General features: G+C 74.6%; 20 protein-coding genes. 6 read left to right on the top strand and 14 right to left on the bottom strand.

What is annotated here, in order from left to right; all coding sequences use genetic code 11:
- Window positions 1-41 precede the first annotated feature (41 nt).
- A complete protein-coding gene (locus ABTW95_RS22650; protein ID WP_396448087.1) occupies window positions 42-1,010 on the top strand; it encodes an AAA family ATPase in 969 nt (322 codons plus the stop codon).
- The gene (locus ABTW95_RS22645) at window positions 1,010-2,302 is read left to right on the top strand and encodes a DUF58 domain-containing protein (RefSeq protein WP_500227310.1); all 1,293 of its coding nucleotides are present in this window, start codon (window positions 1,010-1,012) and stop codon (window positions 2,300-2,302) included. The genes ABTW95_RS22650 and ABTW95_RS22645 overlap by 1 nt, the downstream gene beginning before the upstream one ends.
- A 44-nt stretch (window positions 2,303-2,346) precedes the next feature.
- Here ABTW95_RS22645 and ABTW95_RS22640 read toward each other — a convergent pair whose 3' ends face one another.
- Complete coding sequence (locus ABTW95_RS22640; protein WP_396448072.1) at window positions 2,347-3,342, bottom strand: stage II sporulation protein M; 996 nt, start codon at window positions 3,340-3,342, stop codon at window positions 2,347-2,349.
- A 71-nt stretch (window positions 3,343-3,413) separates the two neighbouring features.
- Here ABTW95_RS22640 and ABTW95_RS22635 point away from each other — a divergent pair, with 71 nt between their 5' ends.
- Window positions 3,414-4,460: an RDD family protein gene (locus tag ABTW95_RS22635; protein ID WP_396448071.1), complete on the top strand. Its 1,047-nt coding sequence runs from the start codon at window positions 3,414-3,416 to the stop codon at window positions 4,458-4,460.
- A 55-nt stretch (window positions 4,461-4,515) separates the two neighbouring features.
- On the opposite strand, the gene ABTW95_RS22630 is transcribed toward ABTW95_RS22635, so the two are convergent.
- The 5 genes from ABTW95_RS22630 to ahcY (ABTW95_RS22610) form a co-directional block, all read right to left on the bottom strand.
- Window positions 4,516-5,583 carry an LppU/SCO3897 family protein gene (locus ABTW95_RS22630; protein ID WP_396454356.1) on the bottom strand — a complete coding sequence of 356 codons (1,068 nt, stop codon included), beginning with the start codon at window positions 5,581-5,583 and terminating at the stop codon, window positions 4,516-4,518.
- A gap of 55 nt (window positions 5,584-5,638) precedes the next feature.
- Complete coding sequence (locus ABTW95_RS22625) at window positions 5,639-10,048, bottom strand: Hsp70 family protein (RefSeq protein WP_396448069.1); 4,410 nt, start codon at window positions 10,046-10,048, stop codon at window positions 5,639-5,641.
- A gap of 43 nt (window positions 10,049-10,091) precedes the next feature.
- Entirely contained in the window at window positions 10,092-10,664 is a 573-nt protein-coding gene (locus tag ABTW95_RS22620; protein WP_396448068.1) for a hypothetical protein, read from the bottom strand.
- Window positions 10,664-11,920: an adenosylhomocysteinase gene (gene ahcY / locus ABTW95_RS22615; RefSeq protein WP_396448067.1), complete on the bottom strand. Its 1,257-nt coding sequence runs from the start codon at window positions 11,918-11,920 to the stop codon at window positions 10,664-10,666. Before ahcY (ABTW95_RS22615) ends, ABTW95_RS22620 begins: the two co-directional genes overlap by 1 nt.
- Before the next feature lie 70 nt (window positions 11,921-11,990).
- Window positions 11,991-13,421 carry an adenosylhomocysteinase gene (gene ahcY, locus ABTW95_RS22610; protein ID WP_396448066.1) on the bottom strand — a complete coding sequence of 477 codons (1,431 nt, stop codon included), beginning with the start codon at window positions 13,419-13,421 and terminating at the stop codon, window positions 11,991-11,993.
- A gap of 169 nt (window positions 13,422-13,590) precedes the next feature.
- Between ahcY (ABTW95_RS22610) and ABTW95_RS22605 the strand changes: the two genes are divergently transcribed.
- The gene (locus tag ABTW95_RS22605; RefSeq protein WP_396448065.1) at window positions 13,591-13,938 is read left to right on the top strand and encodes a MerR family DNA-binding transcriptional regulator; all 348 of its coding nucleotides are present in this window, start codon (window positions 13,591-13,593) and stop codon (window positions 13,936-13,938) included.
- A gap of 41 nt (window positions 13,939-13,979) precedes the next feature.
- Complete coding sequence (locus tag ABTW95_RS22600; protein ID WP_396448064.1) at window positions 13,980-14,459, top strand: hypothetical protein; 480 nt, start codon at window positions 13,980-13,982, stop codon at window positions 14,457-14,459.
- Here ABTW95_RS22600 and ABTW95_RS22595 read toward each other — a convergent pair.
- The 7 genes from ABTW95_RS22595 to ABTW95_RS22565 all read right to left on the bottom strand — a co-directional run bounded on the left by ABTW95_RS22595 (window position 14,456) and on the right by ABTW95_RS22565 (window position 21,489).
- Window positions 14,456-15,130: a response regulator gene (locus ABTW95_RS22595; protein WP_396448063.1), complete on the bottom strand. Its 675-nt coding sequence runs from the start codon at window positions 15,128-15,130 to the stop codon at window positions 14,456-14,458. The two genes, ABTW95_RS22600 and ABTW95_RS22595, sit on opposite strands and share 4 nt — an antisense overlap.
- Window positions 15,131-15,163: 33 nt before the next feature.
- Complete coding sequence (locus ABTW95_RS22590) at window positions 15,164-16,774, bottom strand: sensor histidine kinase (RefSeq protein ID WP_500227309.1); 1,611 nt, start codon at window positions 16,772-16,774, stop codon at window positions 15,164-15,166.
- A gap of 378 nt (window positions 16,775-17,152) precedes the next feature.
- Complete coding sequence (locus ABTW95_RS22585) at window positions 17,153-18,121, bottom strand: cation diffusion facilitator family transporter (RefSeq protein ID WP_396448061.1); 969 nt, start codon at window positions 18,119-18,121, stop codon at window positions 17,153-17,155.
- The gene (locus ABTW95_RS22580) at window positions 18,122-19,303 is read right to left on the bottom strand and encodes an SIS domain-containing protein (protein ID WP_396448060.1); all 1,182 of its coding nucleotides are present in this window, start codon (window positions 19,301-19,303) and stop codon (window positions 18,122-18,124) included.
- Window positions 19,304-19,400: 97 nt separating this feature from the next.
- Window positions 19,401-19,583 (bottom strand): Trm112 family protein, encoded by a 183-nt coding sequence (locus tag ABTW95_RS22575; protein ID WP_396448059.1) that lies wholly within the window; start codon window positions 19,581-19,583, stop codon window positions 19,401-19,403.
- A 42-nt stretch (window positions 19,584-19,625) separates the two neighbouring features.
- Window positions 19,626-20,981: a phosphomannomutase/phosphoglucomutase gene (locus ABTW95_RS22570; protein ID WP_396448058.1), complete on the bottom strand. Its 1,356-nt coding sequence runs from the start codon at window positions 20,979-20,981 to the stop codon at window positions 19,626-19,628.
- 127 nt (window positions 20,982-21,108) lie between these two features.
- On the bottom strand, window positions 21,109-21,489 hold the full coding sequence (locus tag ABTW95_RS22565; RefSeq protein ID WP_396448057.1) for a DUF3499 domain-containing protein: 381 nt from the start codon (window positions 21,487-21,489) through the stop codon (window positions 21,109-21,111).
- A gap of 189 nt (window positions 21,490-21,678) precedes the next feature.
- On the opposite strand from ABTW95_RS22565, the gene ABTW95_RS22560 reads away from it, so the two are divergent.
- Window positions 21,679-22,107, top strand: a complete 429-nt coding sequence (locus ABTW95_RS22560) for a metallopeptidase family protein (RefSeq protein ID WP_396448056.1) — start codon at window positions 21,679-21,681, stop codon at window positions 22,105-22,107.
- A gap of 28 nt (window positions 22,108-22,135) precedes the next feature.
- Here ABTW95_RS22560 and ABTW95_RS22555 read toward each other — a convergent pair whose 3' ends face one another.
- The gene (locus ABTW95_RS22555) at window positions 22,136-23,569 is read right to left on the bottom strand and encodes a DUF5719 family protein (RefSeq protein ID WP_396448055.1); all 1,434 of its coding nucleotides are present in this window, start codon (window positions 23,567-23,569) and stop codon (window positions 22,136-22,138) included.
- Window positions 23,570-23,572: the final 3 nt, after the last annotated feature.

Raw genomic sequence — 23,572 nt, 5'->3', positions numbered from 1 at the left:
AGCTCGGGAAGGACGACGTGCCCGGCGGCGGGCCGGCCGCGCTGTCCGAGGAGGCCCGGCGGCAGGCCGAGACGGCGCGGGCGGCGCTGACGGCGCTGCGCGGCGAGGTCGCCAAGACGGTCGTCGGCCAGGACTCCGTGGTCACCGGCCTCGTCATCGCGCTGCTGTGCCGCGGCCACGTGCTGCTGGAGGGCGTCCCGGGCACCGCGAAGACGCTGCTCATCAAGACGCTGGCGCGGGCCCTCGACCTGGATTTCAAGCGCGTCCAGTTCACCCCCGACCTGATGCCCGGCGACGTCACCGGATCGCTGGTGTACGACAACCGGACGGCGGAGTTCGAGTTCCGTGAGGGCCCCGTCTTCACCAACCTCCTGCTTGCGGACGAGATCAACCGGACGCCGCCGAAGACCCAGGCGTCTCTCCTGGAGGCCATGGAGGAGCGCCAGGTTTCGGTGGAGGGCGCCGCGCGCGCTCTGCCCGACCCGTTCGTGGTGTGCGCGACCCAGAACCCGATCGAGTACGAGGGCACCTATCCCCTGCCTGAAGCCCAGCTCGACCGGTTCCTCGTCAAGCTGGCAGTGCCCGTCCCCACGCGGGACGAGGAGATCTCCATGCTGCAGCGGCACGCGACCGGGTTCGACCCGCGCGACCTGTCGGCGGTGAACGCGGTCGCGGGCGCGAGCGAGCTGGCCGCGGGCCAGGCCGCCGTCCGCACCGTCCACCTCGACCCCAAGGTCGCCGCCTACGTCGTGGACCTGTGCCGCGCGACCCGGCAGTCCCCGTCGCTGCAGCTCGGCGTTTCCCCGCGCGGCGCGACGGCGCTGCTGGCGACGTCCCGCGCGTGGGCGTGGCTGTCCGGCCGCGACTACGTCACGCCGGACGACGTGAAGGCGCTGGCCAGGCCGACGCTGCGGCACCGCGTCCAGCTGCGTCCCGAGGCGGAGCTGGAGGGCGCCACCACCGACGGCGTGCTGGAGGGCATCCTCGCCCACGTCCCGGCCCCGCGCTGATGGCGCTGACCGGACGCCTGGGGCTGCTGGCCCTGCTCGGCGCGCTCGTCCCGCTGTTCGCGCCGAGCTGGTGGATGCTGTTCGCGGTGTGGGGCGTCCTGCTGCTCGGCGTCCTCGCCGACCTGGCCCTCGCCGGGAACGTGCGGGCGCTGCGTTTCCACCGCGCGGGCGACACCAGCGTGCGGCTCGGCGAGTCGGCGCGGGTGGCGCTGATCGTGGAGAACCTCGGCCGGCGGCGCCTCAAGGCCAGGCTGCGGGACGTGTGGCCGCCGAGCGCGGGCGCGGCGCCCCGCGCGGTCAAGGTGGACGTCCCGGCCGGTGAGCGGCGCCGCGTCGAGATGACGCTGACGCCGACGCGGCGCGGCGACCGCAAGGCCGTCACGGTCGTCGTCCGCTCCGTCGGGCCGCTCGGGCTGGCGGCGCGGCAGCTCTCCCGTGCGGCCCCCTGGACGGTGCGGGCCCTGCCGGCGTTCCCGTCCCGCCGCCACCTGCCCGCGAAGCTGGCGCGGCTGCGGGAGCTGACCGGCGCGCACGTGGCGCTGATCCGCGGGCAGGGCACCGAGTTCGACTCGCTCCGCGAGTACGTGGACGGCGACGACGTCCGGTCCATCGACTGGCGGGCCACCGCGCGGCGCGGCGACGTCGTCGTCCGGACCTGGCGGCCCGAGCGCGACCGGCGGATCTACCTGGTGCTCGACACCGGCCGCACGTCCGCCGGCCGGGTCGGCGACATCCCGCGGCTGGACTGCTCGATGGACGCGGCGCTGCTGCTCGGCGCCCTCGCGTCCCGCGCCGGCGACCGCGTCGACATGCTCGCCTACGACCGGCGCGTCCGCGCCCGCGTGGAGGGCGCGTCCCGGACCGACCTGCTGCCCGCGATGGTGCACGCCATGGCGCCGCTGGAGCCGGAGCTGCTCGAATGCGACGCGGCCGGGATGGTCTCGACGCTGATGGCCCGCGTCCGGCAGCGCTGCCTGGTCGTGCTGCTGACCGAGCTGAACACCGCCGCGCTCGAAGAGGGGCTGCTGCCGCTGCTGCCGCAGCTCACCGCCCGGCACCTCGTCATGATCGCCGCGGTGTCGGACCCGCGGGTCGGCGAGATGGCGGCCGCGCGCGGCGACCTCGCGTCGGTGTACGACGCGGCCGCGGCCGAACGCGCCCGCGCCGAGCGCCGCCGCCTCACCGCCGAGCTGCGCGGCCACGGCGTCGAGGTGGTGGACGCCCCGCCGGACGAGATCGCCCCCGCCCTGGCCGACGCCTACCTGGCCCTCAAGGCCGCGGGACGGCTCTGATCGGCCCGCCGGCCGGCCACCGCCCCTCAGCCGGCCACGGCCCGTCAGCCGGCCACGGGGGCGAGGTCGGGGCGCAGCTCGGCGTCGCCGGTCTCGCCCCGGCGGGCGGCGCGGCGGCCGAGGACGATCACGTAGCTGAGGAACGCGGTCTCCGCGACGACGCCGATCGCGATGCGCAGCCAGGTGATGTGCACCCAGCCGGTCACGAAGCCCTCGATGAGGCCGGACACCAGCAGCACCGCGATGAGCCCGATGGCGATGCTGACGGCGGCGCGCCCCTCCTCGGCGAGGGCCTGGCCGCGGCGCCGCGGGCCGGGGTCGACGATCGTCCAGCCGAGCTTCAGGCCGCCGGCGACGGCCAGGTAGACGGCGGTGAGCTCCAGCAGGCCGTGCGGGAGGATCAGCCCGAAGAACACGCCGCCCTTGCCGTTGGCGAACATCAGCCCGCCGATCAGCCCCAGGTTCAGCTGGTTCATCAGCAGCACGTACACGGTGGGGATGCCGAGCAGGATCCCGAAGATCAGCGCGACCGCCGACACCCACGCGTTGTTCACCCACACCTGGAACGCGAACGACGCCGCCGAGTGCTCGGTGTAGTAGTTCGCGAAGTCGTGCTCGACCAGCTCGCGGATCTCCTCCGGCGTCCCGAGGCTCGCCTGCACCTCCGGGCTGTGCACCACCCAGATCGCCAGCGCGAGCGCGAGCAGGTTGCCGAGGACGGCGTTGCCGAGCCACCACCACTTCATCCGGTACGCGACCGCCGGGAACGTCACGGTCGCGAAGCGGCCGACGTCCCGCCAGAGCGGCGCCTGCGCGCCCGCCACCGCGGCCCTGCCCCGCGCCACGAGCGACGACAGCCGGCCCACGAGCTGCGGGTCGGGCGAGCTGGACCGGACGACGGACAGGTGCGTGGCCGTCCGCTGGTACAGCTCGACCAGCTCGTCCACTTCGGCGCCGGTCAACCTGCGGCCGCGGTTGATGAGGTGCTCCAGGCGCAGCCAGTCGGCGTTGTGCGCGGCCACATAGGCGTCGACGTCCACCCGGCGAGACTAACGTGTCGGCTTACTGGACCGACAAAATGGACTTACCCCGACCGCGGAGGAGCAGGGACATGGCCGAACTCGTGACCGGCGAGGCCGTCGCGCTCGACATCCGCGTCGCGCGGCTGGCCAGCCGGGGCTGCGCGTTCCTGCTGGACCTGTTCTTCCAGGCGGTGATGCTCTACCTCGTCGTGTACGTCACGGCGATGACGTCGCTCGTCGCGGACGAGGCGTGGACGGTCGGGCTGACGCTGGTCGGCATGGTCGCCGTCCTGGTCGGCTACCCGTGCCTGTTCGAGACGCTGCTGCGGGGCCGGACAATGGGCAAGATGGCCGTCGGGCTCCGCGTCGTCGGCGACGACGGCGGGCCGATCCGGTTCCGGCAGGCCCTGGTCCGGGCGCTCGCCGGGTTCATCGAGTTCTGGACGTTCTACGGCTCCCCCGCGCTGATCACCTCGTTCTGCAACCGGCGCGGCAAGCGGCTCGGCGACCTGTTCGCCGGGACGATCGTCATCCAGGAGCGCGCCCCGTCCATGATGCTGTACGGGCCCGTGGCGGTGATGCCGCCGCAGCTCGCCTGGTGGGCGCGGACGCTGGAGATCTCGATGCTGTCGGACGAGCTGGCGATGACGGCCCGGCAGTACCTGTCGCGGTTCTGGGAGCTGCTGCCGGAGGTGCGCGACTCGCTGGGGCAGCGGATCGCCTCGCAGGTCGTCGAGGTGATCAGCCCGCCCCCGCCGCCCGGGGTGCGGCCGGAGATCCTGCTGTCGGCGGTGCTCGCCGAACGCCGGCACCGGGAGGAGGTGCGGCTCGCCGAGCGCCGCGCCCGCCGCATGCGCCGCCTCGGCCTGCCCGTGTGGGGTCCCGGCCCGGCGCCCGCTCCCGTCCCCGCCCCGGCGATGGCGATGGCCGGCCCGCCGGCGTACGGTCCGGTCCGCCCCGGCCCGCCGGCTCCCCCGCCGTTCAGCGCGCCGGCCCCGGGCCGGCCCCAGTTCCTCCCGCCCGCGAACTACGGCGCCGGCCCTTACCGGGAGGTCCTGAACGCTCCTCCCCCGCCGAACCCGTATCCGGGGCCGGATCAGCCGCCGCGCGGCCCGTACCTGCCGCAGGGCCGCTGACCGCGGCCGGTTCCCCGGCGGCGCTCGCCCCGTCCCGCGGCTTCGCGGTGCGGGGTCAGCCGGGAAGGGCGCGGAGCCGCTCGTCGAGGGTCGGGCGGAGCTTCTTGAGGCACAGCACGGGGAGGTAGGCGCCCTTGCTGGTCAGGTAGTTCGTGGCCTCGGACGGGCACTCCCGCTGCGTCTTCACGCGGCCGACGACCTTGGCGATCGCCTGGCTGGACCCGCAGTCGGCCTTGTCGAGGTCGCCGATGTTGAACGAGGGGTCCTCGATGCAGTCGCCCGGTGCCAGCACGCCGCCGCCCGGGCCGAGGCACACGATCGGCTTGGCGAGCTCACCGCCGCCGAACGACCGCATCTTCATGACCTCCAGCGTCTTCGCCGGGCACTCCCGCTCCGTGGCGACGCGCGCGATCACCTTGCCGTACCAGCCGGCCTCGGCGCACGGCTGCTCCTTGCCGAAGCCGATCGAGCCGCTGCTGACGCAGTCGCCGGCGGTCAGGAACGCGCCGCCCGCGCCGGGGTCGCCCGGGTGCGGGCCCTTGAGGTTGCGGACGCACGCCTCGTAGTAGTGCTCGTCGGTTTCCTCGGCCCGGACGTTGGTGACGCCGTCCGTCCCGTCGGGGCAGTCCGGCTCGGACCGGGACGTCATGGAGAAGCCGGTCGCCTCGCCCTCGTCGACGATCTTGACGATCTCGGCCTTGGCCGCGGCGTCGTCGCAGCTCACCCGGAGGCTCGCGGGGATGCGGTTCCCCTCGTCCATCCCGAAGCCCTTGTCGACGCACTGCTCGGCCTTCACCGGCCCGCTCGGCCCGCCGCCGCCCCGGACGACCAGGAATCCCGCGGCGCCCACGAAGAAGACGGCCGCGGCGGCGACGACCACCCAGACGAGCGGCGAGGGCTTCTTGCCGCGCGGCGGGGGGACGGGGCCGGGCCGGGGCGGCCCGAACGGGGGCACCGGGCCGCCTCCCGGCGGGACGGGCGCGCCGGGCGGGGCGAACCGCGCGCCCTGCGGCGGCTGCGCGCCGGGCGGCTGCGGCGGGCCGGGGGGCGGCGCGGGCGGCCCCTGCCGCTCAGGCCCGTCCGGTCCCCCGCCCTGCCCGTGCATGTCCGCCTCCTTGATCACGAAGAGGACAAACGTATCGGACCGGCACCGCCGATGCGGGCGGTTCGGGCGCGGCCTACGGCGCGGCGCCGAAGCCGGCGCCGGTGAGCAGCGGCGCGAGCGTGTCGACCGTGACGGCGAACGCGGCCTCGCCGGAGGCGGACGCCGAGCCGGTCAGCACGCCGATCACCTCGCCGTGCTCGTTGAACAGCGGGCCGCCGTTCCCGTCCGGCGGGACGCGCAGCCGCATCCGGTAGAGGGTCAGGCCCTGCTCGGGGAACTGCTCGAAGGCGTCCACGACCCCGCTGAGCAGGCCGCCGGGGCCGGGCGTGCGGACCGCGTCGCCGATGCGGACGAGCCCGGCGTGCCCCAGGCGGAGGGGCCGCACCGGCAGGGGCTCGGTGAGCTGCAGCAGCGCCACGTGCAGGGGCGAGTCGGGCGTGAACACGTGCCCGACGCGGCGCGGTCCGAGCGCGGTCTCGACGTCGAAGCCGCCGGGGCCGTCCGGGCGGGCGGCGACGGCGAGCCGGTCGGAGATCAGGAAGCCGGCGCCGGACGGCGCCTTGACGAGGGCCTCGCGGGCGCGGCGGAGGAAGCCCTCCGGGGCGTCCGGGTCGAGGACGGTGAAGCCGAGCGGCCCGGCGTGGCCGGCGAGGACGCGGCCGTACTCCTCGGCCGCGCCCGTCTCCGCCAGGCTGTGCAGCCGGCGGCGCACGTCGGCGGGATCGGACGGGGGCTCCGGCAGCTCGGCGAGGGCCTCCAGGGCGCGGGCGTGGTCGCCGGCGGCGTGGTGCGCGCGGAAGCGGCGCAGCGGGTCGGCGTCGACGGTCGCGAGCCGGGCGAGGACGGCGTTCCACAGCGCGACCTGCGCCAGCCCGGGGCGGACGCGGTCGAGGTGGTCCTTCAGCCGGGCGTGCAGGTGGGCGCCCTGGGCGAGGTCGGCGTCATCGGCGGCGAGGTACTCGCGGGCCTTGGCCGTCAGGTCGCGCAGCGGCGCCCGCATCGACAGCAGCTCGGTCTCCAGCTCGGTCGCGGCCGGGCCGTAGATCTCGGCGAGGACCCGCTCGGTCGCCGGGTCCGGGCGGACGTTCGGGTCGTGCGCCGCCAGCCGGGCGCGGAACTCCCGCAGCACGGGCGCGGCGTCCGCGCGGCCCGCCTCGCCGGCGAGCGCGGCCAGCTCGGCGCGCAGCTCCGCGGCCCGCCGCCGCTCCTCCTCGCGCTCCAGCTGGGTGCGGCGCCGGTCGCTCATCTGCGCGATCTCGTCCGGGGACAGCAGGGTCGTGTCGGCGACCTTGATCGACCGCTGGTTGCCGGTCAGCGTGTCCTTGGCCGTCACCTCCAGGACGCAGCTGGCGTCGATGGAGAACGTCACCTCGATCTGCGGCTCGCCGGCCGGGGCCGGGGCGATGTCGCGCAGCTGGAACTCCCCGATCTTCGAGCCGGGCCGCAGGTCGCCGCTGTAGATCTGCAGGAGGACGGTCTCCTGGTTGTCGGTGGTCGTGGTGTAGGAGCCCCGCTCGCTGACCGGGATGTGGGTGTTCGCCGGGATGAGCGTCGAGAACTCCTCCACGCCCGGTTCCGGGGAGATCAGCAGGCCCAGCGCGAGCGGCGTGACGTCCAGCAGCACGTGCTGGTCGAGGACGCCGCTGAGCACGGCGCCCTGGAGCGCGGCCCCGCTCGCGACCGCGGTCCGCGGGTCGTCCAGCACGGTCCGGCGCAGCCCGAAGACCTCTTCGACCAGCCCGGCGACCTGCGGGGACAGCATCGGCCCGCCGACCAGCACCAGATGCTCCACCCGCTCCGGCAGCGACTGCTTCAGCCGCTCGCACGTCTCGCGCAGCGCCCGCATGGGCTCGGCGAGGATCTCGGCCAGCTCGTCCCGGGTCAGCTCCAGGCGGAAGGACGGGTCGCCGTTGAAGCCGGGCAGCGGGTAGCTCGCCTGGGACTGCGCCGACAGGCCGATCTTCAGGAACTCGACGGCGATCTCGAACCGCAGCCGCTCCCGGCCGCGCGCCGGCACCTCGACGCCGTCGCGGGCCAGCCGCGCCTCGACCGCCCTGGCGATGGCGGCGTCGAAGTCCCGGCCGCCGAAGTCGTTGTCGCCGACCACCTGCTGGACGTCGTAGACGCCGCCGTCCACCACGAGCGCGCTGATGTCGAGCGTGCCGGCGCCGAGGTCCACGACGACGACCTGGCCGGACAGCCGCCGCTGCCGGGCGGCGGAGATGCACGCGGCGGTCGGCTCGTGGACGAGCCGCTCCAGCTCCACCCCGGCGATCCGGCAGGCGTTGCGGGTCGCCTGCTTCTGGTTGTTGCGGAAGAACGCGGGGATCGTCAGGATCGCCCGGGGGCGCGAGAGCCGCAGGTCGTGCTCGTCCGCCAGCCAGTCCAGCCACTCGCCGCGGACCTCGCCCAGCTCGGCGGACGCGAGCTCGCCCGCCCGCTCCCGGACGCGCTCGGCGAGGAAGTCCTCGACCATGCGGCGGGCGTGCGCGATGAGGCGGGCGGCGACCTCCTCCGTCCGGTAGACGCGGCCCCGGACGCGGTACCTGGTCGCCCCGCCGATGCGCCGTTTCGCCGCGCTGATCAGCCCCTTCACCCAGTCGGCGAGGACCTCGTCGCCCGTCACCCCGACCCGCTCGTTGCCCTGCTCGTCGATGGTGAGGGTGGACGCGAAGAACGCGCGGCCCTTCCACGGGCACAGCACCGGCCGCCCGGCCCGGACGTCGTAGACGGCGACCGCGCAGGTCGTCGTGCCGAGGTCGAGCGCCCAGATGCGCGCGTAGGCGGCCTCGACGTCCTCGCGGGCCCGCGCGACCCACGCCGCGGCCCCCTCCTCGAACCGGCCGCGGCCCTGCGCGCCGAGCGCGTCCAGTGCCCGGTGGGCCTCGGCCTCCAGGTGCGGCGGCAGGAGCCCCTCCTCCTTGAGCCGCCGCAGTTCCTCGAACCCGGCGGTGCCGCGGCCGCGCCGCTCCACCGCCCGCAGGCACAGCCCGGCGAGCTTCTCGACGTCCCCGGACCGGCGCAGGCAGTCGGCGAGCCGGGCGTCCTCGACCGCGTCGTCGCCGCGCGCCGCGAGGAGGCAGCGCGCCGCCTCGGCGTACCGGTCGAGCCGCAGGTAGAGCGCGGCGGCCGCGTCGTGCTCGCCGGCCTCCTCGTGCAGCTGCGCCGCGCCGGCGAGGTCGCCGCCCGCCTCGCGCGCCTCGGCGCGGGGCCGCCAGCCGCCCGGCTCGCCGCGCAGCACGCGCTCGGCGTCGCCGGGGCGGCCCGCCGCGAGGTAGAGGCCGTGCGCCCGGTACACGTCGCCGCCCAGCTCGGCCTGCTCGGCGGCGGCGGACGGTTCGCCCGCGGCCTCCTCGAAGCGGCTCCACTCGCGGTGGACGTCCGCCTCCCCGGCGGCGGCCAGTTCGGCGTAGTGCCGGCGTCCGGCCGCGACGACGGCCCTGCGGCGGGCGGTCAGCTCGTCGCGGCGCCGCCGCAGCTCGTCGCCGGGCTCGGCGACCTCGCCCAGGCGGTCGACGACCGTGCGGGCGCGCTTCGCGGCATCCGGGAACTCCCGGTGCTCGACCAGCGCGTCGATCTCCGCCCAGCAGGCGAGCGCGAGCCTCGCGAGCCGGTCCTGCGCGCCGGCGGGGCAGGTGGCGAACGCCTCGCCGAGCCGCCCGAGCCGCTCGTGGCATTCGCTCTCCCGTGCCGGGCGCCCCGCCTCCCGGAACAGCGCGAGCGCCTCCTCGTAGCCACCGCGCTCGAACAGCAGCTCGGCCGCGTGGACGCGCAGCGGGGTGAGCGCCTCGTCGTCCTCCCGCCGGGCCAGCTCGATGCCCGCCCGGACGTCCTCGACGCGCGGCGAGGCCAGGCAGCAGCCGAGCGCCTGCCGCCTCCGGTCGGCCGTGTCCGCCAGCCGCACCGCGTCGGCGCCGTGCCCGAGGAAGGCGTGCACGGCGAACAGGTCGGGCGCCAGCGGCTCCGGAAGCCCGCCGAAGAAGGCGCGCCACAGCTGCTCGTCGCCGCTCAGCGGGACGGCCGCCGTGTGGGCGCGCAGGGCGCGCGCCACGGTGTCCCGGTCCAGGACGCCCAGCGCCCGCCACCGGTCGAGCCGGGCCACCAGCCGGTTCGCGTCGCCCTCCGCGCCGAGGACGTCGGCGGTGCGGTCCCGGGCGTCCCGCTGGACCGACGCCAGCCCGAGCCGGGCGGCGACCTCGAACGCCACGGTCAGGGCGTCCACGCTGCGGCTCGCCGCGGCGCCGGCGAGCGCGTCGCGGAGCTCCTGCGGGAAGGCGGCCGGGTAGACCTCGTCGGGGACGCGGGCGTCGTATTCGTCGAACAGCCGGCGGGCGAGAGCCGGGTCGTCGCCGAGCGCGCCGGCCAGGGCGCGGGCGTAGTCGCGGGCCGCGCGCTCCAGCCGCCGGCCGGTGCCCGGGCCGTCCGCGAAGGCCGCGGCGAGTTTCCGCAGGCGCCGTTCCCCGCCCCGCTCCAGCAACGACATAGCGCGCCTCCCGGGCACCCGCGTAGATCGCTATGGAGCCATGCTAGAAGTTGGGCGGCGACTCCAGATCGGTCAATTCGATGCCGGGTCCGGCCAGCAGGACGTCGCCGGCCACGTGGACGGTCTCCGCCTCGCCCGTCGCCAGGTCGGTGACCTCGTACTCCTCGACGGGCAAGGGCACCGTCTCGGTCTCGTAGGCGGACGTCCCGGCATGGCGCCAGCGCCACATGGTCGTCAGCGCCGAAAGGGACGCCCCGCTCACCTGGACGAGACGGACGTCCCTCTGCGCCCCCTCGTCCAGCCCCAGCGAATGGGCGATCGCGATGAGGAAGCCCGGCGAATCGGAGACGAAACCGGCCGCGCGCTCACCGTGCTCGGTGCCCGTCTCGCCGGCCGCGCGCACCCACGCCAGCTCGGGCCCCGTCAGGCCGCCGCGCAGCCACCAGCCGGGGGTGACGAGTTCGACGCGGATCTGCCGCCACCGCGCGTCCACGACCAGGTCGACGCGGACGCCGTCGTCGCGCCGGGACGTGTAGCGCCACCCGCCGGGGCCGGGCGCGCACTGGAAGCGCTCCGCCAGGTCCTCGCCGAGATGCAGGTACGTCCCGGCGGGCATCAGGAGCCGATGCGCCAGGAGTGGAGGTAGTCCTCCTGGTCCGGGGTCAGCAGGTCGATGGAGATGGACATCGACGCCAGCTTCAGCCGCGCCACCTCCGTGTCGATCTCCTTGGGCACCTCGTGGACGGCCGGCGCCAGCGACGCGTGCGACTTCGCCAGCCACGCGCACGTGAGCGCCTGGTCGGCGAACGACATGTCCATGACGGCGGCCGGGTGCCCCTCCGCGGCGGCCAGGTTCACCAGGCGCCCCTCGGCGAGCAGGATGAGGCGCCGCCCGTCGGCCAGCACGTACTCGTCCGTCTGCGGCCGGATGCCGCGGTGCACCTCGACCGCCATCTCGCTCAGCGCCCGCACGTCGATCTCGACGTCGAAGTGCCCGGAGTTCGCGAGGATGGCGCCGTCCTTCATCACCGCGAGATGGTCGGCGTTCACCACGTCGCGGTTCCCCGTGACGGTGATGAAGACGTCGCCGTGCACGGCGGCCTCGGACATGGGCAGCACGGCGAAACCCTGCAGCGCGGCGTCGAGCGCCTTGACGGGGTCGATCTCGGTGACGACCACGCGCGCCCCCAGGCCGCGGGCCCTCTCCGCCAGACCGCGTCCGCAGAACCCGAAGCCCGCGATGACGACGGTCTTGCCGGCCAGCAGCGTGTTCGTCGCGCGCACGATCCCGTCCAGGGTCGACTGGCCGGTCCCGTAGCGGTTGTCGAACATGTGCTTGGTGTCGGTGTCGTTGACCGCGACCATGGGGAACTTGAGCGCGCCCTCACGCGCCATCTGGTGCAGCCGGATCACCCCGGTCGTCGTCTGCTCGCACCCCGCCTTCACCGTGCCGAGCAGATCCGTCCGGTCGATGTGCAGCGTGTTGACCAGGTCGCAGCCGTCGTCCAGGACGAAGTCGGGCCCGGTCTCCAGCGCCTGGTGGATGTGGGCGTAGTACCCCTCGCGGTCGGTCCCCGCCCGCGCGAAGACCTCCGCCCCGTACTCGTGCACGAGCGCCGCCGCGGTGTCGTCCTGCGTGGACAGCGGATTGGACGCCGCCAGCGCCACGCTCGCGCCCCCCGCCTGAAGCGTGCGGATCAGCCCCGCGGTCTCCGTCGTGACGTGCATGCACGCCGCGACCTTGAACCCCTCCAGCGGCCGCTCCTCGGCGAACCGCTCCCGGATCTGCCGCAGCACGGGCATGCTCCGCTCGGCCCACCCGATCCGCTTGACCCCCTCATAGGCCAGCGAACCGTCCGCGATATCGCTCATGACTCCCTCGTGCGTTCTGTCTGGGGCGGCCGGCGCCCAGCGCCCGGCCGCCCAGACAGAACATATGCACTCAGTACCGGTAGTGGTCCGGCTTGTAGGGGCCTTCCACGTGGACGCCGATGTAAGCGGCCTGCTCCTTGGTGAGGGTGGTGAGCTTGACGCCGAGGGCGTCGAGGTGGAGGCGGGCGACCTTCTCGTCCAGGTGCTTCGGCAGGACGTGGACGCCGACCGGGTACTCGTCGGTCTTGGTGAACAGCTCGATCTGCGCGATGACCTGGTTCGTGAACGAGTTGGACATCACGAACGACGGGTGGCCGGTGGCGCAGCCGAGGTTCATCAGGCGGCCCTCGGCGAGGACGATGATCGAGTGGCCGTCCGGGAAGCGCCACTCGTGCACCTGCGGCTTGATCTCGATCTTCTCGATGCCGGGGACCTTGGCGAGGCCGGCCATGTCGATCTCGTTGTCGAAGTGGCCGATGTTGGAGACGATCGCCTGGTGCTTCATCCGGCTCATGTGGTCGGCCGTGATGATGTTGAAGTTGCCGGTGGTCGTCACGAAGATGTCGGCCTGGTCGACGACGTCCTCCAGGACGGTGACCTGGAAGCCGTCCATCGCCGCCTGCAGCGCGCAGATGGGGTCGATCTCGGTGACGATGACGCGGGCGCCCTGGCCGCGGAGGGCCTCGGCGCAGCCCTTGCCGACGTCGCCGTAGCCGCAGACGACGGCGATCTTGCCGCCGATGAGGACGTCGGTGGCGCGGTTCAGGCCGTCGATGACGGAGTGCCGGCAGCCGTACTTGTTGTCGAACTTCGACTTGGTGACCGAGTCGTTGACGTTGATCGCCGGGAACGCGAGGGTGCCCGCCTTCGCCATCTCGTAGAGGCGGTGGACGCCGGTGGTGGTCTCCTCGGTGACGCCCTTGATGCCGGCGGCGGTCTCGGTCCAGCGGCCCGGCTTCTCGGCGATCGTGCGGCGCAGGGTGTCGAGGATGACGCCCCACTCCGCGGGGTCGTCCTCGGTGGCGGTCGGCACGGCGCCCGCCTTCTCGTACTCGGCGCCCTTGTGGACGAGGAGGGTCGCGTCGCCGCCGTCGTCCAGGATCATGTTGGGGCCGGTGCCGTCCGGCCACTGCAGGGCCTGGTCGGTGCACCACCAGTACTCTTCGAGGGTCTCGCCCTTCCACGCGAACACCGGGACGCCCTTCGGGTCCTCCGGGGTGCCGTCCTTCCCGACGACGACCGCGGCGGCGGCGTGGTCCTGGGTGGAGAAGATGTTGCAGGAGACCCAGCGGACGTCGGCGCCGAGCTCCACCAGCGTCTCGATCAGCACGGCGGTCTGGATCGTCATGTGCAGCGAGCCCATGATCTTGGCGCCGCGCAGCGGCTTGGCGGCGGAGTACTCCTCGCGCACCGCCATCAGGCCCGGCATCTCGTGCTCGGCGAGCCGGATCTCCCGGCGCCCGAAGTCGGCCAGCGACAGGTCGGCGACCTTGTAGTCCATGCTTTCGTTGCTCCCTTGGTCAATGGCGGCGCCGTCCGCGTGCGCGGGCCGGTACGCGAGGGCTCGACGGGCCCGTGCGACCGCGTCGACGCCGCGAGTCTACGGGCGGGCGGCGGGGGAAGGCACGGCCGGACGCGACTTCCTGACACTGATTTGTCAGAATTGAGCCATGCGCATCACGGAGGCCGCCCGGCGGCTCGGCACCTCGCCCCGCATGCTCCGCTACCGGGAGGCACTCGGGCTGCTGCCCGCCACCCGGGACGCGTCCCTGCGCGGCGGCGGGCACCGGAAGTTCGGGGAGGCCGAACTGCGGGCCGTCGCGCTCGCGCTGGCGCTGGAGAAGCGCTACGACATCGGCCCGGCCGAACTGGCGTTCGGGCTGCGCGTTCTGGCCGAGCCGCAGGTGCAGGCGCACGTCCGGGAGCTGGGCGAGCGCATAGGCCGGCTGTCCGCGCCGCCGGCCCGCGCCCTCGACTTCGAGAAGGAGAAGGCGATGCGCCTATTGCGCCGCCGATGATCGCTAAAATCCCGCCATCACCGGAGGGAAGGCGGGTCAGGGTGCGTTCCATCATCTACGGGGTGCTCGGCCTCGTCATCGGCGTCGCCATGATCATCGGCGGCGCCCATGCCAGGAGCGACGACAAGGTGACGTGCGGCAGCCAGACCATGTCACCGGGCGACACCTGCCGGACCGTCATCAACGACGACGCGACCGAGCGCTCCTACGAGGAGCAGAAGTCGCTGGACGACTGGGATGCCACGCTGGTGATGATCATCGGGGCGATCCTGGCCGTCGGCAGCCTGCTCGTCGCCGGAGTGTCCCTGGGAGGCCGACTCCGCCGGACCGCCCGCCAGGCCGCCCAGCCCGGCGATCCGCCCGCGTACCCCGGCTACCCGCCGGCGCAGCCGGGCTACGCGCCGCCGCCGGCCCCGCCCGGGTACGGGCCCGCGGCGCAGCCGTACCCGCCGCAGCCGTACCCGCCGCAGCCTCCCGGCCAGTACCCGCCGCCCGGCGGCCACCCGCCCCACCGCGGCTAGTTCGCGGCGTTCTCGCCGGGGACCACCACGCCCGACTCGTAGGCGAGCATCACCGCCTGGGCGCGGTCGCGCAGGCCGAGCTTGGTGAAGACGCGCGCCACGTGCGTTTTCACCGTGTGCTCGCTGACGACGAGGCGCTCGGCGATCTCCCCGTTGGACAGGCCGCCCGCGATCAGCACCAGCACCTCGGTCTCCCGCGCGGTCAGCGTCGCCAGCTCGGCCGGGGCCTGCGGCCGGTTGCGGCGCTGCCGGGTGAACTCGCGGATGAGCCGCCCGGTCACCTGCGGCGCCAGCAGCGAGTCGCCGCGGGCCACCACCCGGACGGCGGAGACCAGCTCGTCGGCGGTCGCGTCCTTCAGCAGGAAGCCGCTGGCGCCGACGGCGAGCGCGTCGTAGACGTACTCGTCCACGTCGAACGTCGTGAGGACCAGCACCCGGACGTTCTCGGCGCCGGGGAGGGCGAGGATGCGGCGGGTCGCCTCGATGCCGTCCATGCCGGGCATCCGGATGTCCATGACGACGACGTCGGGGCGGCTGCGCTCGGCGATCCGGACCGCCTCGCGGCCGTCGCCGGCCTCGCCGATGACGGTGATGTCGTCCTGCGCGTCGAGCAGGGCGGCGAACCCGGCCCGCACGATCGTCTGGTCGTCGACGATCAGCACTTTGATCACGGCCGCCGCCCCGGGTGCCGGAGTGCGGCGGGATCAGGGACGGCCGGGCGGCGCCTGCGAAGCGTGTCCACTGGTGGCATTCCCCTCCCTGGTCAGCGGAAGCTCGGCCTCCACCAGGAACCCGCCCTCGGCGGCCGGCCCGGCGGAGAACCGTCCGCCCAGCATGGTCGCACGTTCCCGCATCCCGACGAGCCCGTGCCCGCCGCCGGTCTCCGGCGCCTGCACCCTGGTGCGCCCGTCCGCGCCCCCATCCTGGAGGGTCGGGCCCGCGGGATCCAGTACCGCGGTACGGGGGGCGGGGTCCGGCCGGTTCAGCACCCGGGTCGGCGCGGACGCGCCGTCGTCGCGGACGCGGACCGCCAGCCGGTCCGGCAGGAACATCAGGTCGACGTGCACGCCGGCGCCGGGCGCGTGCCGCCGCGCGTTCGTCAGCGCCTCCTGCACGATCCGGTACGCCGACAGCTCGACCGTCGTGGACAGCGCGCGCGGCTCGCCGTGGACGGCGAGGTCCACGCGCCCGCCCGCGCCGCGGTGCTGCTCGATCAGGTCGGGCAGCCGGTCGAGGCGCGGCTGCGGGGAGTTCGCCGCGTCCGGCTCGGGCTTGGCGTCGGCGCGCAGCACGCTGAGCAGCCGCCGCATCTCCACCAGCGCCTCCCGGGCCGTCTTGGCGATCTCGGTGTAGCCGGCGCGGGCCTCGGGCGACAGGTTCTCCATGGTGTACGGGGCCGTCTCCGCCTGCACGGCGATCATCGAGACGGAGTGCGCGACGACGTCGTGCAGCTCGCGGGCGATGCGGGCGCGCTCCCGCATGACGGCCTGCTCCCGCTGGACGGCGGTGAGCCGGGTCAGGGTCTCGTTGGTGCGCTCGGCGGCCGCCGCCTCCGTCCGCCCGGCGGACTCGACCACGCGCCGCGCGTCCCCGAGCCCGATGGCGGCGAGGACGGCGACGATCGGCGCGGGCCACGGGATCTCGTCCAGCGTGCCGGCGGCGAGGTACACGACCGCGATGGTGGCGACGCTGCCGATCGCGAGGACGCCGGTGGACTGGCGGGGCAGCTGCCGGCCCAGCGCGTACAGCGTGTAGAGCGCGGCGAAGCTGGTGGTGACGAGGAGCAGCTGCCCGGTGAGCAGGCTCGCCGCGACCGCGCTGAGCACGACGGCCGCGACCGGGCGCAGGTTCTCCCGCCGCCAGACGAGCGGGAGCGTCGCGGCGACCGCGAAGCCGCCGGCGAGGCCGACCGGCGAGTCGACGCGCGGCACCAGCTCGGCGAGCGCGGCGATGGTGAGCGCGAGCCCGGTCAGCGGCGCGAAGTACCAGGAGCCGACGACCTCCCGCCAGGTGTCCAGCCAGCGGGGCAGCGGCGCCGTCGCCCCCGCCGGGGCGCCCGGGGCCGGGTGCCGCCGCGCGCCGCCGGTCAGCCGCGCGCCGAGCCGCGCCGCGAGGGGGCGCAGCAGGGTGCCGATCCCGGTGAGGATCCACAGCAGCAGCTGCCCGACGCCCGCCACGATCCGGCCGGACAGCCGCCACGCGTGGTGCGCGACGGCTGGTCCGAACCCCGCGGGGTCGGGCTTCGGCCCCTCCGCGGGGCGTGGAGGGCCGGCCCCCCAAGCGGAATCGGTGCGGGCCTTGTCATCGGAGGTCACTCCTCAATAGTGACCGCTGGGGGCGTGCCGCTGCCTCACCGCCCGGATGTATAGGGAGGAGGCGGATCCACCTGGAGTACCACGCGCGTTCCCTCCTTGAGGGGGACGTCCCGGAGCGGCTCGCGAACGTAGTGTCTTACCCGTGACCGCGCCGGTGGCGGTCGCCGACGTAGGGGGTTCGGCGACGCCGCCGCGGTCACACCAGAACCGCCCGGTTTCAGGGGTCCGGGCGGGGACGCATGGGAAGCACCTCGCCGGACGGCCGCGCTCCGCTCCCGCGGATGCGACAGCCGGTTTCGCCTGGGCTGGGGTTCGGCCGGCATCGCGGCGGCCGCCCGGCGAGGGGTCCCGTGCGCTCCGGAGGCCGGGACGGCGCCGTCAGGACGACGCCGGAGCCTCCGGGGCCGACTCCGCGGCGGTGGCGCCCGCGTCGCGGGACGCCTCGTCCAGCGCCGGCTCCAGGTAGATCAGCTTCGCCGCCGGGACGTCCGCGCGGATCTTCGCCTCCGCCGCGTCGATGCCGCGGGCGACCTCCGCGGCCGTGTCGTCGTGGTGCACGGCGATCTTCGCGGCGATCAGCAGCTCGTCCGGGCCGAGGTACTCGGTCCGCATGTGGATGAGGCGCTCGACCTCCTCCACCGACTCCAGCGCGGCGACGATGCGCCGCTCGGTGTCGGCGTCCGCGCCCTCGCCGATCAGCAGGCTCTTGGTCTCGATCGCCAGGATCGTCGCGACCGCGCCGAGCAGGAGGCCGATCGCGACGGTGCCGACGCCGTCCCAGACGCCGTCGCCGGTGGCCACGGCCATGGAGACGCCGAACAGCGCGAAGAGCAGGCCGATGAGGGCGGCGAAATCCTCCAGGAGGACGACCGGCAGCTCGGGGGCCTTGGCGCGGCGGATGAACGCCCACCACGACTGGTCGCCGCGGACGGTGTTCGACTCCTTGATCGCGGTGCGGAACGAGAACGACTCCATCGCGATCGCGACGAGCAGCACCGCGAACGCCCAGATCGGGGACTCGACCTCCTCCGGGTGGGAGATCTTGTGGTAGCCCTCGTACAGCGAGAACGCCGCGCCGACGGTGAACAGGACCACCGCGACGACGAACGCGTAGAAGTAGCGTTCCCGGCCGTAGCCGAACGGGTGCTGCGGGGTGCGGCTCCGCTCGGACCGCTTCCGGCCGAGCAGCAGCAGCCCCTGGTTCCCCGAGTCCGCGACCGAGTGGATCGACTCCGCCAGCATCGACGACGAACCGGTGAACGCGAACGCGACGAACTTCGACACCGCGATCCCGAGGTTGGCGGCCAGCGCGGCGACGATGGCCTTTGTTCCACCCTCAGCACTCATCTAGGTAATCCTCGCTTTGAGCTCTTCCATGGCAGGCACGGGCGCGGGGTCCACTCCCAGCGCGATAGCCAAGTAAACCGTGACATAGTCCGCCAACGCGATGAGCGACGCGATCCTCTCCAGCGGATGCTCGCCCTCGGCGCGGACCTCGGTGACCGGGACGCCCCGGTCGCGGGCCAGCGCGGTGGACGCCTCGCACCGCGCGCGCACCCGCGGATGCTCCTCCACGTCCCGCAGGACGACGAGGTGCAGCCCGTGCTCGGGGTCGTCCGCCCGGTCGCGGAAGAAGTAGTCGTCGTCGGCGGGTGCGGGGGCCGCCCCCCACGATGACGCGCCGGGGCCGGACGCGGGGCCGCCGCGCGCGAACGAGCCGTCGAACACCGCCAGCTGGCCGTGGTCCGCCTCGGGCACCTCGCCGAAGACCGCGGGGTACTTGGCGTTCTCGCCGAGCTGCCCGCACATCCGGTACGCCGCCGTCGCCGCCACGGCGGACGAGCCCCAGACGAGCGGCACGTCGCCGGCCACGTCGAGCGCGATGCGCTTGGCCGGGTTGACGAACGGCTCGCTGGACGGGCGGCACCGGTGCGCGACGTCCTCCAGCAGCGCCGCCGTGGACTCCAGCACCGCGTCGGAGGCGTCCACGAGCCGCAGGGTGCGCGCCGCGATGACCAGCGGGACCGCCAGCGCCCACAGCGCCGAACGGGGCTGCCCCGCCGGGCGCACGGGCACGAGCACCCCGCGGCTGCGGGCGGTCAGGTCGGCGAGCGGCGACCCCTCCGCGCCGACGAACATCAGCCTGCAGCCGCGCCGGGCCGCCTCCACGGCGACTTCCAGCGTCTCCTCGGTGCTCCCCGAGGAGGACACGGCGATGACGAGATCGGCCGCGCCCACCCAGCCGGGCAGCCGGTAGCCGCGCACCGTGAGCACCGGGACCGCGCAGCCCGCGCCGCACACCGCCGCGAGCACGTCGCCCGCGACGCCCGCGGCCCCCATCCCGGCGACGACGACCGCGCGCGGCCGGCCGTCCTCGGCCAGCGCCGCGACGCCCGCCTCGGCCGCCGCGCGCTGCGCCTCCCGCACCTGCGCCGCCGACGAGGCGACCTGCCGCAGCATCCCGCCCGGGTCGGCCGCCTCCGCCGCCTCGGCGTCCTCCAGCCGCGCGGGATCGAACTCTCCGTTCACGGCCTCGCCTCCGCCCGGCGGCCCGCGGCGCCGTTCCGGCGCCGCCGTCCCTCGTCTCCCCGCTCCTCGGTGCGGCCGGCGCCGCGCCCCGGACGGGTCACGGGGCGGGGGTCCTGGCCTCGTCGATGAGCAGGACGGGGATGTCGTCGCGGACCGGATAGGCGTAGCCGCAGGTGCCGGTGCACACCAGCTCGTCCGCGCTCTCGTCGGCGCGGAGCCCGCCGCCGCAGTTCGGGCAGGCGAGGATCTCCAGCAGCCAGGAGTCCAGCTTCATGGTCATGGCAGCGTCACTTCTCCCTACAGTCGGTGTTCCCCGGCCCGGTCAGCTCTCCCTGATCAACGCCAGGACCTCGTCGCGGACCGCCGCCATGGTCGCCTCGTCGCCTGCCTCCGCGTTCAGGCGGAGCAACGGCTCGGTGTTGGACGGGCGGAGGTTGAACCACCAGCCCGCGGACTCGGCGGTGACGGTCAGGCCGTCCAGCTCGTCCGTCTCGACGCCGGGGCGGCCGGCGAAGGCGTCCTTGACCTTCGCGGCGGCGGCGGCCTGGTCGGCGACCTCGCTGTTGATCTCGCCGGACGCGACGTACCGGGTGTACTCGCCGAGCAGCTCCGACAGCGGCCCCTCCTGCCGCCCGAGGGCGGCGAGGACGTGCAGCGCCGCGAGCATGCCGGAGTCGGCGAACCAGAAGTCGCGGAAGTAGAAGTGCGCCGAGTGCTCGCCGCCGAACACCGCGCCCGTCTCCGCCATCGTCTGCTTGATGAACGAGTGCCCGACGCGGGTGCGGACCGGCGTCCCGCCGTGCTCGGCGATGATCTCCGGGACGGCCTTGGACGTGATCAGGTTGTGCACGATCGAGGAGCCCGGGTGCTTGGCCAGCTCCCGCGTCGCGACCAGCGCGGTGATCGCGGAGGGGGCGACGATCTCGCCGCGCTCGTCCACCACGAAGCAGCGGTCGGCGTCGCCGTCGAACGCGAGCCCGATGTCGGCGCCGGTCTCGCGGACCTTCGCCTGCAGGTCGCGCAGGTTCTCCGGCTCGATCGGGTTGGCCTCGTGGTTGGGGAACGTGCCGTCCAGCTCGAAGTACATCGGCACCAGGTCGATCGGCAGGCCCTCGAACACCGTCGGGACGGTGTGCCCGCCCATGCCGTTGCCCGCGTCCACGACGACCTTCAGCGGGCGGATCGACGACAGGTCGACCAGCGTCTTCAGGTGCTCGGCGTAGCCCTTGAGGACGTCGCGGCGGGACACGGCGCCGGGCTTCCCGTCGTGGGCGGGCACGCCCTTCTCGATCATCTCGCGGATCTCGCCGAGGCCGGTGTCGCGGCCGACCGGGCGGGCGCCGGCGCGGCACAGTTTCAGCCCGTTGTACCTGGCCGGGTTGTGGCTGGCGGTGAACATGGCGCCGGGCAGATCGAGGCTGCCGCTGGCGTAGTACAGCATGTCGGTGGAGCCCAGCCCGGCCTCGATCACGTCCGCGCCCTGGGACGTGGCGCCGCGCGCGAACGCCTCGGACAGCGGCCCGGACGACTCCCGCATGTCGTGCGCGGTGACGACGGCGCTCGCGCCCGTCACCCGCACGAACGCCGCCCCGGCCGCCTCGGCGATCGCGGGGTCGAGCTCGTCCGGGACGACGCCGCGGATGTCGTACGCCTTGAAGATCTTGCCGAGGTCGCCCACTCCTGCTCCCTGTCCGAAGAACCTGCCCGGATGTGCCAAGAGACCCTGTGCCCCGGGAAACCGGGTTCACGAGCCTACCGGGAAGGGCGGACGCGACCGGCCCCGGCGTCGCGGCGGCGGGGGCGGGCTATTCCTGGCCGGGCTGGGTGGCGGCGGGTTCGGAGCGCAGCACCCGCAGGTGGCCGCGGCGGCCGACCTCGGTGCCCTGCCCGACCGGCTCGCCGCCCGGCCCGGGGGCGGGCTTGGCGGCCTCCCGGACGGCGTCGGCGAGGGCCTCCAGGTCGTCGGCGCTGGGCTCGGTCTCCTCCTCGACGGGGAGCCGCACCAGTTCCCACCCCATCGGGGCGGTGAGCCGCTCGGAGTGCTCCGCGCACAGGTCGTAGCAGTGCGGCTCCGCGTACGCGGCGAGCGGCCCCAGGACCGCGGTGGAGTCGCGGTAGACGTACGTGAGCGTGAACACTGCGGGCGCCTTGCAGGCGGTGCGGGAGCAGGTGCGGACGGGGCTCACGATGGCTGACCGTACCTCCCCTCCAGCGGCTCCGCCACCACCCCGGCGCACGTGTCGCCGTTACCGGGCGATTTCCGGGGTAACAATCACAATCCGTATGGTCCTGAACTCTAACCGTGCGGTCATCGACGGATGCGCGTACTGGCGTCTCCTCGCGGGCGGCGGGGTCCGCGGAGGTAGGCTGGACGCGTGCGATCCCGTGTGGCAGGCGTACGGCGCCGCGACCGGCACGGTCGTGGCCTCCGTGGCCCTCTGACGCCCCCGCAGGCGCCGGTCTCGCGGACCCGCGCGGAGCGGTTCGAGGACCTCGTCGACGACGAGGTGCGGCGGCTGGTCCAGCGCTGGGGGCGGGAACTCGCCCGCGTGGAGTTCGCGGTCGAAGACGTGCCCGACGTCGAGCCGTGGTCCGACGGGCCCGTCCCGCTCGGCCGGACGCTCCCCGCCGAAGGGGGCGCGCCGGTGCGCATCGTGGTGTACCGCCGGCCCGTCGAGGTCCGCGCCTCCGGCGAGGCGGAGCAGGTGCGCCTGGTCCGCGACCTGCTGGTCGAGGAGGTCGCCGACCTCCTGGGCCTGTCCCCCGAGTCCGTCGACCCCAGCTACGACTCCCCGGACGACTAGAGCCCCCGGCGGCCAGGGCGTCCGGCGGCTAGGGGGTCAGGGCGGTCTGGGAGTCGGCGGTGTCCGGGAGGCGGATCGTCATCGGGGCCGGGACGATCGGCAGCACCGTGAACAGGTAGTCCTCGCCCTTGCCCGTGGCGAGCACGCGGGACGCGTAGACGGGCGCCGACCCCGGCCGCGGGGTGATCACGGCGCCGTAGGACGCGTCGTCCCCGCCCGGCGGCTTGAGCTCGGCCTCGACGGTCCGCCCCGCCGGGACCTCGACGTCCTGCGGGGCGCTCTTCCCGGCGGCGCTCACGGTGACGACCCGCACGGTCGCGGCGCCCGACGGCGCGGTGAGGATCAGCGACGAGTCGAACCGGTTGTCGGCGACCACGCCGGGGCCGGACGCGGCGAGCGGCGCGGTCGCCGCGCCGTAGGCCACGTCGGCGCCGCGGTCGGCGGCGAAGCCCGCGAGGATGGGCCGGTCGGCGGCCAGCCGGACGGCGGCGGCCTTCCCCGACAGCGCGCCGGTGAGCGGGACGGACGTGACGGTCTTCGCGGGCGCGTCCAGGACGTCCTGCCCCTGCGGGGCGAACGCGCCGCCCGAGGTGATCACCTGGATCCTGATGCGGGCGTCGGCCTCGCCGGGGACGGAGACCAGCAGCCGCCGCTGCCCGGCGCCGCCCGGCACGCCGGGGACGAGCACGGACCTCGCGGGCTCGCGCGCCTGCGGCAGCCACTCGATGCCCTTCTTCTTCCCGGCCCGGACGCGCAGCGACGCGGCGACGCGGCCGCTGGTGGTGCGCACGCGCAGGGCGAGGTCCGCGGCGCTCCGCACGACGTCGCCGAGGCCCTCCGCGGAGTCGCCGATCTTCACGACCCGGGTGGTGCGCGGCGCGACCTGGATGGCGAGCCCGTCGGGGGTGTCGAGCGGCCCCTCGCCGGACAGCGCGGTGAGGTCCACCGACGCGGTCTGCGAATCGACGTTCGTCAGGTACAGGTCCAGCCGGTCGGTGGAGACCGGCCCGGGGCTGAGGAACCACAGGTCGGTGCCGGGTTTCGCGCAGCGGGCGCCGGCGAGGCCGCGGTCGGGGCCGCTGCCCCAGTGGGTGGTCTGCTCGGCCTCCAGCCCGGCGGCGATGGGGCCGGTGGCGCGGACGGTGTACGACTCTTCGCCCGACTCGGTGTCCTTGTCCCAGCCCTGACCGGGCGACGTCATCGACGCGACCGCGGCGCCGCCCTTCGTCGTCGTCGTGTCCACGCGGCCGCCGCCCTTCTGGGTGAGGGACTGCACGGCCAGCCGCCCGCCCTCGTGCCCCGGGCAGACCATCACGGCGTGCTCGACGGCCGCCTCGCGTCCCTTCTCGGACGCCTCACCGGGCCGGGTGAACGTCGCGGCCCCGTACAGAGCGGCGACCGCGACGAGCATGAGCGCGGCCGTGGCGTAGCGCATGCCGAGGAAGCGCAGGAGCTTGTCCACGGG

This window comes from Spirillospora sp. NPDC127506, assembly GCF_040302145.1.
In the GTDB taxonomy this organism is placed as follows: Bacteria; Actinomycetota; Actinomycetes; order Streptosporangiales; family Streptosporangiaceae; genus Spirillospora.
Note: the sequence above shows the minus strand (reverse complement) of the source record. Positions and strands in the feature narration are given on the sequence as shown.

What these genes read in the sequence shown, in the direction of transcription:
- ahcY (WP_396448066.1), bottom strand. Translation starts at nt 13,421, where the DNA reads ATGGACTACAAGGTCGCCGACCTGTCGCTGGCCGACTTCGGGCGCCGG.
- ahcY (WP_396448067.1), bottom strand. Translation starts at nt 11,920, where the DNA reads ATGAGCGATATCGCGGACGGTTCGCTGGCCTATGAGGGGGTCAAGCGG.
- ABTW95_RS22645 (WP_500227310.1), top strand. Translation starts at nt 1,010, where the DNA reads ATGGCGCTGACCGGACGCCTGGGGCTGCTGGCCCTGCTCGGCGCGCTC.
- ABTW95_RS22575 (WP_396448059.1), bottom strand. Translation starts at nt 19,583, where the DNA reads ATGACCATGAAGCTGGACTCCTGGCTGCTGGAGATCCTCGCCTGCCCG.
- ABTW95_RS22625 (WP_396448069.1), bottom strand. Translation starts at nt 10,048, where the DNA reads ATGTCGTTGCTGGAGCGGGGCGGGGAACGGCGCCTGCGGAAACTCGCC.
- ABTW95_RS22620 (WP_396448068.1), bottom strand. Translation starts at nt 10,664, where the DNA reads ATGCCCGCCGGGACGTACCTGCATCTCGGCGAGGACCTGGCGGAGCGC.
- ABTW95_RS22585 (WP_396448061.1), bottom strand. Translation starts at nt 18,121, where the DNA reads ATGAGTGCTGAGGGTGGAACAAAGGCCATCGTCGCCGCGCTGGCCGCC.
- ABTW95_RS22635 (WP_396448071.1), top strand. Translation starts at nt 3,414, where the DNA reads ATGGCCGAACTCGTGACCGGCGAGGCCGTCGCGCTCGACATCCGCGTC.
- ABTW95_RS22605 (WP_396448065.1), top strand. Translation starts at nt 13,591, where the DNA reads ATGCGCATCACGGAGGCCGCCCGGCGGCTCGGCACCTCGCCCCGCATG.